Origin of the sequence: Legionella steigerwaltii (assembly GCF_001468065.1) — a bacterium.
Lineage (GTDB): Bacteria > Pseudomonadota > Gammaproteobacteria > Legionellales > Legionellaceae > Legionella > Legionella steigerwaltii.
In genome coordinates, this window is record NZ_LNYZ01000010.1 from 117,501 (window position 1) to 131,303 (window position 13,803).

Below are 13,803 nucleotides of genomic sequence, written 5' to 3' on the forward strand. Positions count from 1 at the left end.
AAGACTGGGCAAGCATTATCCCTCATCTAAAACTCACCGGTTTGGCGCTCAATGCAGCAGAAAATGCTGAATTAGTTGCGAAGGATGGACGAGAGCTCACTTTACGTGTGGCTAAAGGACATCAGTCTTTATTTACTCCAACGGTTCTCACCCGCCTTGAAGCAGCACTAAGTCAATATTACCAGAACCAAATAAAAATTATTTTAAACAGTGATGAGTCAGTTCTAGCCTCTCCTGCGCAGCAGAAAGAACAAGCGACACAACAAAAACAGCAAAAAGCTGAGGTCGCATTGCACAATGACCCTATGTTCCAGCAACTTCAGCAAGAATTTTCAGCGGAATTGGTCAAAAATTCTATTGTCCCGCTAAAAGATGACTTATAATATATTGAATTTTAAAACCTAAACATATGAGGCCCTAATAATGGATATGAATCAAAATCTTGGTAACCTGATGAAAGAAGCGCAAAAAATGCAACAACGTATGCAAGAAGCGCAACAACAACTAAGCCAATTAGTTGTCACAGGTGAAGCAGGCGGTGGCATGGTAGTTATTAAAATGAATGGCCGACATGATGCTACCGAAGTGAAGATCAAACCGACAATGATGGAAGAAGATGTTGAAATGTTGGAAGATTTAGTTGCTGCCGCAATTAATGATGCAGTACGAAAAATTGAAAAAGCATCTAAAGAAAAAATTAGTCAATTAACCGCGGGTCTCAATATTCCAACTGACCTAATGGGTGAAGGCGATAAGGAATAATCCTAACGATGGATATGCTAAACCGTTTGGTAGAAGCGTTTCGCTGTCTACCAGGCGTAGGTCCAAAATCAGCACAACGTATGGTGTTTCACTTACTCCAGCATCAAAGACAGAGAGGATTACACCTTGCATCATGCTTGGAGCAAGCAATGAACAACATTCACCATTGTGAACGTTGTGCTAATTATACAGAACAAAGAATTTGTACTCTCTGCCAAAATCCAAATAGAGACTCATCCTTGCTTTGTGTTGTAGAAAGTCCAGCGGATGTCTCTGCTATAGAACAAAGCAACGCATTTCAAGGTAAATATTTTGTCCTCATGGGAAAAATATCTCCACTAGATGGATTAGGACCAGAAGACATTGGATTACCCCGACTTAAAAGTCTCATCATTCAAGAAGAAATTAAAGAAGTGATATTGGCATTAAGCCCTAGTGTAGAAGGACAAACTACTATTCATTTTATTCATCAGCTTTTGCATGATCTGCCAATTAATATTACTCAATTGGCGCATGGTATTCCCTCTGGAGGAGAGTTAGAGTTTTTGGATGGCAACACCATAGGGAACGCCCTTCGTAATAGAGCAATAATTCATGTTTAAAACCGTACGCCGCAGTAAATACATTCTTATATTAATGCTTCTGATTTCGGGGCTAGCTAATGCATCTTTTTATAAAAATTTGTGGCCAAAATGGGAAATAAATAATCCCTTATCAAAAGAAGTTATATCTCATAAACTTTGGCAAGATTTTCTAAACCGTCGTATTGTTAGCAGTGAAGAAAATATCAATCTGGTTGATTATGCCCACATGACTCAAACAGACTTGAATCTACTGAAAGATTATTTAAAAAGCATGTCAGAGGTAAATATAGATAATTATAATCGCGATGAACAATTAGCGTATTGGATTAATGTATACAATGCCCTGACCGTACAAATTATAGCTAACTATTACCCTGTTACTTCAATTCAAGAAATTAACATTTCACCAGGATTATTCAGTATAGGCCCCTGGGGAGCAAATCTAATCACTATTAAAGACACTTCTTTGACTTTAGATGACATTAATAACCGCATCATCAGAGCGATTTGGAATGATCCCCGCACCCATTATGCCTTAAATAACGGCACTATCGGTGCTCCTAATCTTAGTAGAAAAATATATCAGGGAAAACTTCTTGAGGAGCAATTAAATGAGGCAGCCTCAAATTACATTAACTCACTTAGAGGTGTAAGTGTGATTGAGGGGAAACTAATCATCTCTAAATTATATGATTGGTATGAAGAGGATTTTGGCGGGACCAAAAAAGACGTAATTTTTCATTTATTGCAATTTGCAAAAGAACCTTTACTAAGTCAACTCAAGCACATCAACACTATTGACAGTTACATCTATAATTGGCATATAAATAGCCCTTCTAGTGATCAGGAATAAAAATGAATCGCGGCGGATTTTCATGGAAAAGACTGGTTGGTATCTCTGCCCTTAAAGCAAAAATTTCACGAAAAATTGGTATTCCATTAACTCAATCAGGTAGGGAAAGAAAGCTAGGGGCTTTAATCATTAAATATTTACAGTCATTCTTTTTAGAGGAAAAGAGGAAAAACAATAGGGCAAATTAAAAAACATCCTAGTGACGGTTGAATTCTATTATTTAGGCCAAAATGACAGCCCACTATTAAAGTACCGTTCAATCAGTCGCTTCAATAGATTGAAACAATTGTTCGATGACATCGCTAGGAATTACATTCGTGGGCTTATAAATTTTCATTACTCTAAATACTGCATCACGATTAGGATTGCCTATATTGATGTTTGGCTTTGCCAAATCATACATATAAGTTTCTGTGAGAAGATGTCGATTTTTTAATTCAATACATAAAGCTTCCACAACACAGCTTAACGCATCAAATACTTCAACTACCGCCATTCTTTCTTCCCTATTAAGAGAAGGCATCCAGTCGAAGGTACCGCCTTGTGTAATCTTAAAAAAAGTATAAAGTAAATAGCGAGTATCATCATTGGCAAAATAGCCGTATAAATCCAGACATTCTGTAGTAGAAAGCTGACGGTATAAAACCACCATTTTTTCTTGAAAAACAGTTGAACGTTGTTCTTCTACAATCTCGGGCAATAAATTTTGTTGTAATACCATCACTGCATCAATTAATCGATTGGGGTTAAACGAGAACTTATAAGCTCGCTTAAGATCTTGTAAATAATCAATAGCCCCTTGTTTTTCCTGACTTAGACTCACATTTGCTTTCAATTTTTTAACCGCAGCCTGAATCATTTGCCTACATTTTTCATTGATCTCGATGATGATGCCTTGGGGTAACTCTTCATCATGCAACAAGTAATCAGCGTCTGGAATTAGACCATTTTGCAAAGCAACTCTATGTAATTGTTGTTGTATTAATTCGATATAATGATGCAATACTCCTAAACGCATTTGCACTGAAACGAGCTTTTCTGGATGAATTACATCAACAAACAATTTTTCCGGGTGTATCTTATAGAAGAAAATTGCATTCACTAAGGAAGCAAATTCAGGATTAGAAAAATAATGCAATACCGTATACTGTTCCTCAACTTTCCAGTCATGAAATATAGTTGTCAGTTCAATATGCATCACATCATTTTTATTCAAAAAATCAACGAACCCCTCAAGCCATAAATTAACTTGCTGCTTGGAGAATAATTGTTGTAATTGTTGCGAATAGGGATGAATTTGCTTTCGATCATTTTCTGTAACAAACCAACTTGAAAACTGAGCACTATGATGAGTCATCCTGTCTCCTTGAGCGATGTCTTGTTGTGTCTGCATTTTCTCAGCTGGAAAAAATCCGACACTCTGTTCCCACCTGAAAAATATTTTATGATAGAGTCGATATTCAGACACATAGAAAATTGTTCTAATAATCCTTACTATAATCCAATATGTTCAGTACCTTATCCAGATCGCTAAGTTTCAACTACTTTTTCTAGGATAATATCGAAAATAATTGCAAGTCTATATTAATCTTGCCAAAATTATGGTGAATAGTGCTCCTAAAACCAGGAATAAATTAATGCCACAACCCAGTTATCTATTATTTATTGATAACGATCCTGTGAGAGAGGATCTCAAAAAATACTTTGCTCAATTTAACATAAACATCGTGCAACAGCGTCAATTAACACCTATTCAAAATGGATTTGGGAAACCCGTTGCGATTCTAATTAATTGGTCGATTTTAAAAAATGATCCCCAGGTGATTCATCAATTTTATACAGACTATCCAGTACCTTTATTGATTATAAATGATACTCCAGATGAAGAAGCCTGTATCAAAGTACTCGAGGCCGGAGCAGATGATTTCATTGTAAAACCACTATTACCAAGAGAGCTTCATGCGCGTGTCAGTGCGATTAACCGACGCGTTTTACGTGCACAACAACAATCTGATCATGAAAAAGAAGTTCTTATTTTTGCCAATTGGCGGCTTTATCCTGCATCCAGACAAGTGTTTAGTAATATGAATGAAGAATTGTTATTAAGCGCTGGAGAATATGACTTGTTACTTACTTTTGTCCAACAACCCCAACGAATCTTGGATCGAGAACTTCTGTTACAGATCACTAAAAACAGTGATCTAAATCCTTTTGATCGAAGAATTGATGTACAAATTAGTAGACTTCGCCAAAAGATAGAAGTTGATGCAAAAAAACCTGCATTAATTAAAACCATTCGCAATGGGGGTTATATGTTCACGGCTCAAGTAGTCAGCTTAAAAGAAAGCGATACAAAATAACCTGCCAACACATCCAAGGAATTACTTTTAAATACATTGTTTATATTTTATACTTAATGTACATGGATTGTGAGGCGATGGCAATGGAGAGCACAAACGAACCTATTGATTTTAAATTAATTTTTGAGTCTGCTCCTGGCCTTTATCTTGTACTGGATGAAGCTTTTACTATCATTGCCGTGAGCAATAATTATCTGCAAGCCACGATGGTAACCAGAGAGCAAATTATTGGGAAAAATATATTTGATGTATTCCCAGATAATCCAGAAGACCCTCATGCAACTGGAGTAAGTAATTTAAGTGACTCATTAAATAGAGTTTTGAAAAATAAAACTCATGACATAATGGCAATCCAAAAATACGATGTTCGCCGCCCTAGAGAAAAGGGAGGAGGATATGAGGAACGATATTGGAGTCCAATAAATTTACCTGTTTTCGATATTCATAAAAAAATTAAATATATTATCCATCGAGTCGAAGACGTCACAGAATACATCCAGCTAAAAAAAACTCGCTATGAACAACTAAAAGCAATGGAAGCACTCAGCACCCGAGCAGGAGAAATGGAGGTTGAAATTTATCAACGAGCACAAGAAATTCAAATCATTAACAAAAAATTACAAGTTGCTAATTATAATTTAGCATCACTTGATCAGCTAAAAACGCAATTTTTCGCGAATATTAGTCATGAATTGCGCACCCCACTCACGTTAATTTTGGGCTCCATAGATACTTTGTTACGGGATAAAACTTTAGCACCATTGCAAATAAAGAAAATGCAATTAATGAAGGAGAATGCGCTTCTATTATTAAAACATGTAAATGATTTATTAGATATAGCAAAATTTGATTCAGGAAGATTACAAATTAATTATTACACCGTTGATTTTGTGTGCCTTATAAAGAAAATTCTGTCTTTATTTGAAGCAGATATTGAAGCAAAAGAGTTACATGTTTCTTGTTCTTTCCCTAAAAAACTATTCGTTCAGATGGATAATGAAAAAATTGAACGTGTGATCCTCAATTTACTCTCCAATGCGATAAAATTTAGTCCATTTCATGGAACAATTTGTCTAAGGTTAGGTAAAAAAAATAAGAATGCGTCGTTTTCCATTGAAGATAATGGCTCAGGAATTCCTTCAGAACTTAGAGAAAAAATTTTTGAGCGTTTCTTTCAAATGGAAGAAAACATGCGTCATTCAGCAGGAACTGGTTTAGGGTTAGCAATTGTAAAAGATTTTATCGAATTACATAATGGTACAATTAAAGTGCAGCAATCAAAATTAGGTGGTGCTCTTTTTATCATTCAAATCCCGTTAAATGCGCCAGCAGATCAATTCGTACATAATGAACAACCAATACAAAGAGCTCTTGAAATACCTCGTATTGTTAGACAACCACGCAAAATTGTGACGAAACAGCCCAATGTAGAGAGCAACCCAAACCGACCTCTTGTTTTAGTGGTAGAAGATAATTTGGCCATGAATGAATTTTTATGTGAACTTCTAAGTAAGGATTATCGTATCGTCAGTGCGCGAGATGGTAAAGAGGGTTTAGATAAAGCGATCACATTTCATCCCCATGTAATTATCAGTGATATCATGATGCCCAATATGAATGGTATAGAAATGGTCCATGCAATAAGGCAACATTCTTCTTTGCTATCGACTCCAGTTATGATTGTAACTGCTAAAGCAGACGATGAACTTTGTGTACGAATGCTGCATGAAGGTGCTCAAGATTATATGATTAAACCTTTCTCTACTGAGGAATTTAAAGCAAGAATTGCAAATTTAATTTTAGTTAAAAATGCAGAAGATGAATTGGAGCGTTTTGTTTATTTAGCTTCTCATGATTTAAAATCACCATTACCTGCAATAGAACATTTAGTTTCGTGGATTGAAGAAGATGTAGGGAACCAATTGACCTCTCAATCTCGAAAATATCTAACATTTTTACGAAAGCGCGCCTATCGCATGTCGAAGTTACTGGATGGGCTATTAAAATATGCTCAGGCAGGCGGAACACACTCAAAAGTTGAAAAAATTAACTTCCCTGAATTAGTTAATTCTGTAGCCCATTCAGTAGAAGCCGCAAATGACTTTAATATTAGCTGTAAGCATTGTACTTTTCCTATCGAGGCGGAAAAAAACTCATTACAGGAGGTCATTTATGAACTGATTGATAATAGTGTCAAACATCACCATCTTCCAAAAGGACACATTCAAGTGGGCGTTGTTGAAAAGAACGATTATTATGAATTTTTTGTCGCTGATGATGGTCCTGGCATTGAACTCGCATACCAAGATCGCATTTTCCAACTTTTTCAAACATTACAACCCCGTGATGTTTTAGAAACCTGTGGTGTTGGACTTAGCATTGCAAAAAAAATTGTTGAAACGCAAGGGGGCAGTATTGGTGTCAAATCGGATAAAAATCAAGGAGCCATATTCCACTTTACTTGGCCAAAACAAATAGGAGGTAGATTGAATGATTAATAAAAATACAATTCCCCATATCTTAGTTGTTGATGATGATGAAATTGATTGCATTTATGTAGAAAGAGAACTTGCCAAATTGAATTTGCCCCTTACGCTTCAAATAGCAAAAAACGGGGTTGAAGCTTTAAATATATTAACAAATGATAATACTGAAACTGCAGTAATACCTGCAATTATTGTTTTAGATTTAATGATGCCTAAAATGAATGGTTTAGAGTTTTTGCAATCGTTCCGCACTCATTCAAAATTTAATAGTGTGAGGATATTTGTCCTTACCACGTCAAATAACAATAAAGATAAAATCGCCACACAAGATTTTAATATTGATGGGTATTTTGTAAAGGGGACCCAATTCGAAGACTTCCTTAATCAATGTAAAAATGTATTGGAAAACTTTAGGTCACAAATAAGTGATTAACCCCAAGCTCATTTTGGGGAAGTGAATCCTAGACCACCAAAACAGAACGTCATTGAACACGACTTCGTCATAGTTCTAAATGACAGGCTCGAATTTGCTTGAATAAAACAAAAAAGCGATAAAATAGCGTGGTTTTTATTTACGCCTTTTACTTATTTTAAATACCTTTACGCTTTTAATCGTATTATCACCGACTTTTAATATTTCCATGCGATAGTTTTCTATGGCCAAACATGAGTCGGCAGGGGGTATATATCCAAGATGTTCCACGATTAAACCACTTAGTGTTTTAGGTCCTATCATTGGTAAATGCCATCCCATTAAGCGATTTAAATGACGTACTGTAAAACCCGCATCGACAATGACTGACCCGTCATCTAGCAGCGTAATACCACGACTTAATGCAGCGACATCCGTCGTAAATTCACCTACTATTTCTTCAAGGATATCTTCCATCGTGACTAAGCCCTGAATGTTTCCATATTCATCCACAACAAAAGAACTTCGTCTTTTCATTTTTCTGAAATTTAAAATCTGAATGTTGAGGGGAGTCGCTTCAGGAATATAATAGGGTTTATCAGCTGATTTCATTAGGCTATCAAGGCTCAACTCATCTTCTATCGCTAAATTTAACACATCGCGTACATGAATCATTCCTACCAAATCATCAATGGAATCGCGGTATAAGGGCAAACGGGTATGCTTTGCTGTTTCAAGTTGATATAGAATTTCCGTCCAAGGCTCTTCTATATCGATACCAACGATATCTGACTTAGGGATCATAATATCTTCCACCGTTGCTTGTTCCAAATCCAGTAAACTGATTAACATACTTTTATGTTCAACGGGTAATAACCCTCCTGCCTCATGGACGACTGAACGTAATTCCTCACCAGTCAATGATTCCTTTTGTATTTTATCAATCGAGACTTGAAATAAACGTAAAACTCCGTTAGACATAAAACTGGTTATATACACAAGAGGTGCGAAAATCCATTGTAGAATTTGCAAAGGTAATGACGTAGCAAATGCGACTTGCTGTGGATAAATTGCTGCAAATGTTTTGGGTATCATTTCAGCAAATACTAAAATCACTAGTGTTAAAAGAGCGGTAGCTATTGCAATACCAGCATCTCCATAAATATGCTGGCCTATCAATGTTGCTATTGTTGAGGCAAGAATATTAGCCAAGGTATTACCAATTAACACCACACTCAATAATCGATCAGGTCGAGAAAGTATTTGATTGACTCTTATCGCTTGTTTATTTTCTTTCTTGACCAGATGTTTTAACTTGTAGCGATTAATCGACATCATACCAATTTCAGTGCCTGAAAAAAAAGCAGCCAATAAAATTAAAAAAAGTAATATGATGACCAATGTAGAAAGATGGTATGCCACCGAATTTCCTTAAGCTTTTATAACACGAAATAAAGTATCATATGGTTTACAAGAAAGCGAGTTAGAGTCCATTTGAAATACTTTAAGTTGAATTTGCAATGAATTGAAAACACGAAAATATAAAATAACCTAAACCCGGATTTGGCTCCGAGAGCTAATAGTTTAGAACAGGGCTTGGCGACAAAAAGCTCTTGAATAGGGTTTATAATTGAGATCCCATGTCGGATGAAAATAGACATGCGTAGCCGCATTACGTTGCGCTAATACAAGCCACACATGCTAATTATGTGTTTAATGTAGGGTCGGGGCTTGACCACAAATTTACTTATTTTTTTCTTTTCCATTAAAACGAGCAACACTTGACATAATTTCTTCAAAAGCAGCTTCAGGGCCAGCCCAGCCATTTAGCTTAACCCACTTACCTTCTTCTAAGTCTTTATAATGGCTGAAAAAGTGCTCTAAAGATTTTAATAAATGTTCTGGAAGGTCTTCGTGTGTTTGAATTGATTGATATATTTTAGTAAGCTTATTCGTCGGAACAGCTAAGATTTTAGCGTCTATACCTGACTCATCAGTCATTTTTAACATTCCTACGGGTCGGCATGGAATCACTGTTCCACCGACAAGAGGAACAGGGGTTACAACAAGCACATCAACAGGATCTCCATCTTCAGATAAAGTGTTAGGAACATAACCATAATTGACTGGATAGAACATTGGTGTGGATAAAAAGCGGTCAACGAATAACACTCCAGACTCTTTATTTACTTCATATTTTACAGGTTCACTATGCATAGGGATTTCAATAATTACATTAATTTCTCTTGGTAAATCTCGACCACTGCTAATCTTCATTAAACTCATTTATTCATCTCCCCTCTTATTGAATAAAAATATACCTTGGTATTAATCCAGCTTGAAATAAAAACAATTCCTATCACAACTAAGCGATTTTCATTTTTTTAAAAATGAATCTCTGCCGAATGCAGAATTATGATATAAAGCGGCTATTATGCGAAAAAACACGTTAAAAGGCAAAGAGAAGCTGTCGCATTATAAGCAATGCAATGTATAATAGCTCATTTTAATCAAAATGAGATTGTCTATGAATTGCTTGTTTTGCAAAATTGCACAGGGTGAGATCCCTGCATCAGTAGTTTTCGAAAATGATGAGATAATGGCTTTTCGTGATCTCAACCCGCAAGCTCCTAAACATCTGCTAATTATTCCGAAGCAACATATTGCTACACTGAATGATGCCAGCGATGAAAACCAGGCCCTGTTGGGAAAAATGATTTTAGGGGCAAAAAAAATTGCTCAAACTGAAGGAATAAGTGACGCAGGTTATCGATTAGTTTTTAACATTAATCCCGATGGTGGCCAAACAGTATATCATATTCATTTACATTTACTGGGCGGACGGCACATGACTTGGCCCCCAGGCTAGGAAATAACTATGGAAAAACTATATAAAGAACTGCTAACACAATTAGGTGAAGATGTAACTCGACAAGGCTTGATTGATACGCCTGAGCGTGCAGCCAATGCTATCCGTTATTTGACTAAAGGCTATAATGAGAATCTAGAAGACATCATTAATGGTGCACTTTTTGATTCGGACATGAGTGAAATGGTTATAGTAAAGGATATAGAAATGTATTCTATGTGTGAACACCATTTACTCCCATTTCTTGGCAAATGTCATGTTGGATACATTCCCAATGGGAAGGTAATAGGATTATCAAAAATAGCACGTATCGTTGATTATTTCGCCCGACGCCTGCAAATTCAAGAACGTTTAACCACAGAGATAGCAAATTGCTTGCAATCAATTACTGGTGCACGTGGTGTGGCTGTAGTTATCGAAGCGAAGCATCTGTGTATGATGATGCGGGGTGTTGAAAAGCAAAACTCAATAATGACAACTTCAGTCATGCTTGGCGACATGCGTAATAACCCAACAAGTCGTGCCGAATTTTTAACTTTGACGCATGGCAATTAATCCATTTTTGGTTTCTTCATTTCTAGTATGAATATCCTGGGGACTAGGCGTTCACGAAGGAGATACGCCGTCCCGGGAAGTAAGAAATCTCTTGTACATAAAATGTGTAGCCCGGATTAAACCAAGTCGTATCCGGGATTAATAAGGATGCATCCCCGTATTACGCTACCTTAATACGGCTACCTATAGAATCTGACACCATCACAATTATGACTCTCCTCTTACATCAACATACAGGAGAGCCCATCAATAGAATTTACTCTTCTTCACCTACACGATCATCCATATTCGCAGCATCTTGATGTTCTTCCTCAACGTGCTCTTCTACAACAGGCGCAGCAGCTGCTCCTTCTGCTTGAGGCTTATCTTTCCACTCAAGCTTCACGCGACCTTGCTTATCAATACCAGCAACAAATACTTCAATCTCTTGACCTTCTTGCAATACAGATTCAACCTTCTGTGAGCGGTCACTGCAGATTTGAGAAATATGGAGTAAGCCATCTTTTCCAGGCAAAAGGTTAATAAAAGCACCAAAATCAACGATCTTACTTACTTTGCCCTGATAGGTTTGGCCAACCTCAATTTCCGCAATTAACGCTTTAATTTGTTTTTGTGCTTCTTCCAATGCATTCATGTCTGGAGAAAATAATTGAACCACGCCAGTATCATCGATATCAATAGAAACACCTGTGCTTTCAATCAATCCTTTAATCGTTGCTCCACCTTTACCAATAATAGTCCGAATCTTGTCTTCAGCAACTTTCATAGTAGTAATTCGTGGTGCATGTTGCGATAATTCTTCTCTATGCTCTGATAATGCATTATTCATGACACCAAGAATGTGCAGACGACCTTCTAACGCCTGGTCTAGAGCCTGCTCCATAATTTCATTGGTAATACCGTGGATTTTAATGTCCATTTGTAATGCAGTAATCCCATGCTCTGTTCCGGCAACTTTGAAGTCCATATCACCCAAATGGTCCTCATCACCTAATATATCCGTTAATACGGCATAACGCTCACCTTCTTTAATCAAACCCATTGCTACCCCAGCAACAGGAGCTTTCAATGGAACACCTGCATCCATTAATGCAAGGCTGGTACCACACACAGTAGCCATTGAGCTTGAGCCATTTGATTCGGTGATTTCAGAGACAACTCTTAATACATAAGGAAATTCATTTGCCTCAGGCAATACCGCTATAAGCGCTCGTTTGGCTAAACGACCATGTCCAATTTCTCTACGCTTGGGACTTCCAACCATACCAGTCTCACCTACTGAATAGGGGGGGAAATTGTAATGCAACATAAATCGGTCTTTTGCTTCACCAGTGATATTATCTAACATTTGTGCATCACGATCATTACCTAGAGTAGCAACGACAATAGCTTGTGTTTCACCGCGAGTAAACAACACGGAACCGTGTGTTCTTTCTAAAAGTTTTGTCCGAATCGCAATAGGACGAACTGTCTTATGATCACGGCCATCAATTCGTGGTTCACCATCAAGGATTCGATTGCGTACAGTAGCGCGTTCTATTTCGACAAACATAGAGGCAATAACATCTGCTTTTAACTCATCGTTTTCAGCTTGCAAAGCAGCGATTGTTTGCTCTTTTAATTCGCCTAAACGCTGGTAACGCTCTTGCTTGTCTCTAATCAGATAGGCTGTCTCAACTTCCTGTTTTACCATATCAGCAATGCGTTCTTGCAAATGAGTATCAACTTCAGGAGGGTTCCATTCCCAACGGGTTTTCCCTGCTTGTGCTGCCAGTTCTTCTATCGCTTTGATCACATTTTTCATCATTTCATGACCAAACATGATAGCGCCACGCATAATGTCTTCGCTCAATTCTTTAGCTTCTGACTCTACCATCAAAATAGCGTCTTTAGTTCCTGCAACCACTAAATCCAGTCTGGATTGCTCTAAGTCTTTGCGGCTCGGATTCAATAAATAAATGCCATCTCGATATCCAACACGCGCAGCTCCAATTGGTCCATTGAAAGGCACGCCAGAAAGGGCTAATGCAGCAGAAGAGGCAACCATTGCGACAATATCTGATGAAACTTCAGGGTTTAAAGAAAGAACTGTCACTATGACTTGGACTTCATTACAAAAACCATCTGGGAATAATGGCCGAATAGGACGATCAATTAAGCGTGAAATTAATGTTTCATTATCAGATGGTCTACCTTCGCGTTTGTTAAATCCACCAGGGATTTTACCTACTGCATAAAATTTTTCCTGGTAATTTACTGTGAGGGGGAAAAAATCATTCCCTTCGCCACCATCTTTTTTACCGACTACCGTAGCTAATACTTGGGTGCCATTCATACTGGCTAATACTGCTCCATCAGCTTGTCGTGCAATTTCACCAGTTTCCAATATAAGAGTGTGGTCACCAAATGCTATTTCTTTTGTAAACTTAGCCACGTAATCTTCCTCATTAAGTAATTATAACGAAAAAAAGGCGCAGAAAATTGCGCCTTTATTTAAAGTATTTTTTATAAAGTACATTTCTAAAGAAATGTTCTTGCTCAGCAATCAATAAGAATCTCTCAGTTCCAGACTTTGGATCAATGTTTGATATCGAGCTTCATCGTTACGCTTTAAATATTTTAATAACTTACGACGCTTATTAACGAGTTGTTGTAGTCCACGTCGGGAATGGAAATCTTTTTTGTGCTCTTTAAAATGCTCAGTTAAATATTTAATGCGGCTTGTAATAATAGAAACCTGAACTTCAGGCGAACCTGTATCTTTATCGGAACGCTTATATTCTTTAACGATTGCTGCTTTATCTGCGCTGTTTAGCGACATTATACACTCCTGGAACTACTAAGTATTCATTTAAAGGCGAACATTCTACCAAGGCATGTCCAACGAAACAAGTACTGAAAATTATTTTTGTGCAAAAAATT

Annotated in this window: 14 protein-coding genes (1 of these 14 cut by a window edge); 9 read left to right on the forward strand and 5 right to left on the reverse strand. The window is 37.1% G+C overall.

Features of this window, described 5'->3' with window-relative positions; genetic code table 11:
- The 4 genes in view from dnaX to Lstg_RS07160 are tightly spaced (at most 40 nt apart) and all read left to right on the forward strand, a layout consistent with a single transcriptional unit that may run on beyond the window.
- On the forward strand, positions 1–383 hold the 3' portion of the coding sequence (gene dnaX, locus Lstg_RS07145; protein ID WP_058476973.1) for a DNA polymerase III subunit gamma/tau. Its footprint begins 1,273 nt before the window's first position; 383 of the gene's 1,656 nt are visible here — the last part of the coding sequence; its start codon lies beyond the left edge, outside the window; the stop codon is at positions 381–383.
- A 40-nt stretch (positions 384–423) separates the two neighbouring features.
- The gene (locus tag Lstg_RS07150; protein ID WP_058476974.1) at positions 424–762 is read left to right on the forward strand and encodes a YbaB/EbfC family nucleoid-associated protein; all 339 of its coding nucleotides are present in this window, start codon (positions 424–426) and stop codon (positions 760–762) included.
- Positions 763–770: 8 nt separating this feature from the next.
- Positions 771–1,364 (forward strand): recombination mediator RecR, encoded by a 594-nt coding sequence (gene recR / locus Lstg_RS07155; protein ID WP_058476975.1) that lies wholly within the window; start codon positions 771–773, stop codon positions 1,362–1,364.
- Positions 1,357–2,199, forward strand: coding sequence for a DUF547 domain-containing protein (locus tag Lstg_RS07160; protein WP_058476976.1), 843 nt, complete (start codon positions 1,357–1,359; stop codon positions 2,197–2,199). Before recR ends, Lstg_RS07160 begins: the two co-directional genes overlap by 8 nt.
- A gap of 256 nt (positions 2,200–2,455) precedes the next feature.
- Here the strand turns inward: Lstg_RS07160 and Lstg_RS07170 are convergent, their stop codons facing one another.
- A complete protein-coding gene (locus Lstg_RS07170; RefSeq protein WP_058476978.1) occupies positions 2,456–3,556 on the reverse strand; it encodes a hypothetical protein in 1,101 nt (366 codons plus the stop codon).
- 280 nt (positions 3,557–3,836) lie between these two features.
- Here Lstg_RS07170 and Lstg_RS07175 point away from each other — a divergent pair, with 280 nt between their 5' ends.
- The 3 genes from Lstg_RS07175 to Lstg_RS07185 all read left to right on the forward strand — a co-directional run bounded on the left by Lstg_RS07175 (position 3,837) and on the right by Lstg_RS07185 (position 7,478).
- The gene (locus tag Lstg_RS07175) at positions 3,837–4,559 is read left to right on the forward strand and encodes a winged helix-turn-helix domain-containing protein (RefSeq protein WP_058476979.1); all 723 of its coding nucleotides are present in this window, start codon (positions 3,837–3,839) and stop codon (positions 4,557–4,559) included.
- A gap of 83 nt (positions 4,560–4,642) precedes the next feature.
- Positions 4,643–7,057: a hybrid sensor histidine kinase/response regulator gene (locus tag Lstg_RS07180; RefSeq protein ID WP_058477053.1), complete on the forward strand. Its 2,415-nt coding sequence runs from the start codon at positions 4,643–4,645 to the stop codon at positions 7,055–7,057.
- Positions 7,050–7,478 (forward strand): response regulator, encoded by a 429-nt coding sequence (locus Lstg_RS07185; protein WP_058476980.1) that lies wholly within the window; start codon positions 7,050–7,052, stop codon positions 7,476–7,478. The genes Lstg_RS07180 and Lstg_RS07185 overlap by 8 nt, the downstream gene beginning before the upstream one ends.
- A 135-nt stretch (positions 7,479–7,613) precedes the next feature.
- Here the strand turns inward: Lstg_RS07185 and Lstg_RS07190 are convergent, their stop codons facing one another.
- Both Lstg_RS07190 and ppa read right to left on the reverse strand, forming a co-directional pair.
- A complete protein-coding gene (locus tag Lstg_RS07190) occupies positions 7,614–8,879 on the reverse strand; it encodes an HlyC/CorC family transporter (RefSeq protein WP_058476981.1) in 1,266 nt (421 codons plus the stop codon).
- A 321-nt stretch (positions 8,880–9,200) separates the two neighbouring features.
- Positions 9,201–9,743: an inorganic diphosphatase gene (ppa, locus tag Lstg_RS07195; protein ID WP_058476982.1), complete on the reverse strand. Its 543-nt coding sequence runs from the start codon at positions 9,741–9,743 to the stop codon at positions 9,201–9,203.
- A 241-nt stretch (positions 9,744–9,984) separates the two neighbouring features.
- On the opposite strand from ppa, the gene Lstg_RS07200 reads away from it, so the two are divergent.
- Both Lstg_RS07200 and folE read left to right on the forward strand, forming a co-directional pair.
- Positions 9,985–10,326, forward strand: a complete 342-nt coding sequence (locus tag Lstg_RS07200; RefSeq protein ID WP_058476983.1) for a histidine triad nucleotide-binding protein — start codon at positions 9,985–9,987, stop codon at positions 10,324–10,326.
- Between the two features lie 9 nt (positions 10,327–10,335).
- Entirely contained in the window at positions 10,336–10,881 is a 546-nt protein-coding gene (gene folE, locus Lstg_RS07205; RefSeq protein WP_058476984.1) for a GTP cyclohydrolase I FolE, read from the forward strand.
- 256 nt (positions 10,882–11,137) lie between these two features.
- Here the strand turns inward: folE and pnp are convergent, their stop codons facing one another.
- Complete coding sequence (gene pnp / locus Lstg_RS07210) at positions 11,138–13,315, reverse strand: polyribonucleotide nucleotidyltransferase (RefSeq protein ID WP_058476985.1); 2,178 nt, start codon at positions 13,313–13,315, stop codon at positions 11,138–11,140.
- A 111-nt stretch (positions 13,316–13,426) separates the two neighbouring features.
- On the reverse strand, positions 13,427–13,702 hold the full coding sequence (gene rpsO / locus Lstg_RS07215; RefSeq protein WP_058476986.1) for a 30S ribosomal protein S15: 276 nt from the start codon (positions 13,700–13,702) through the stop codon (positions 13,427–13,429).
- Positions 13,703–13,803 lie beyond the last annotated feature (101 nt).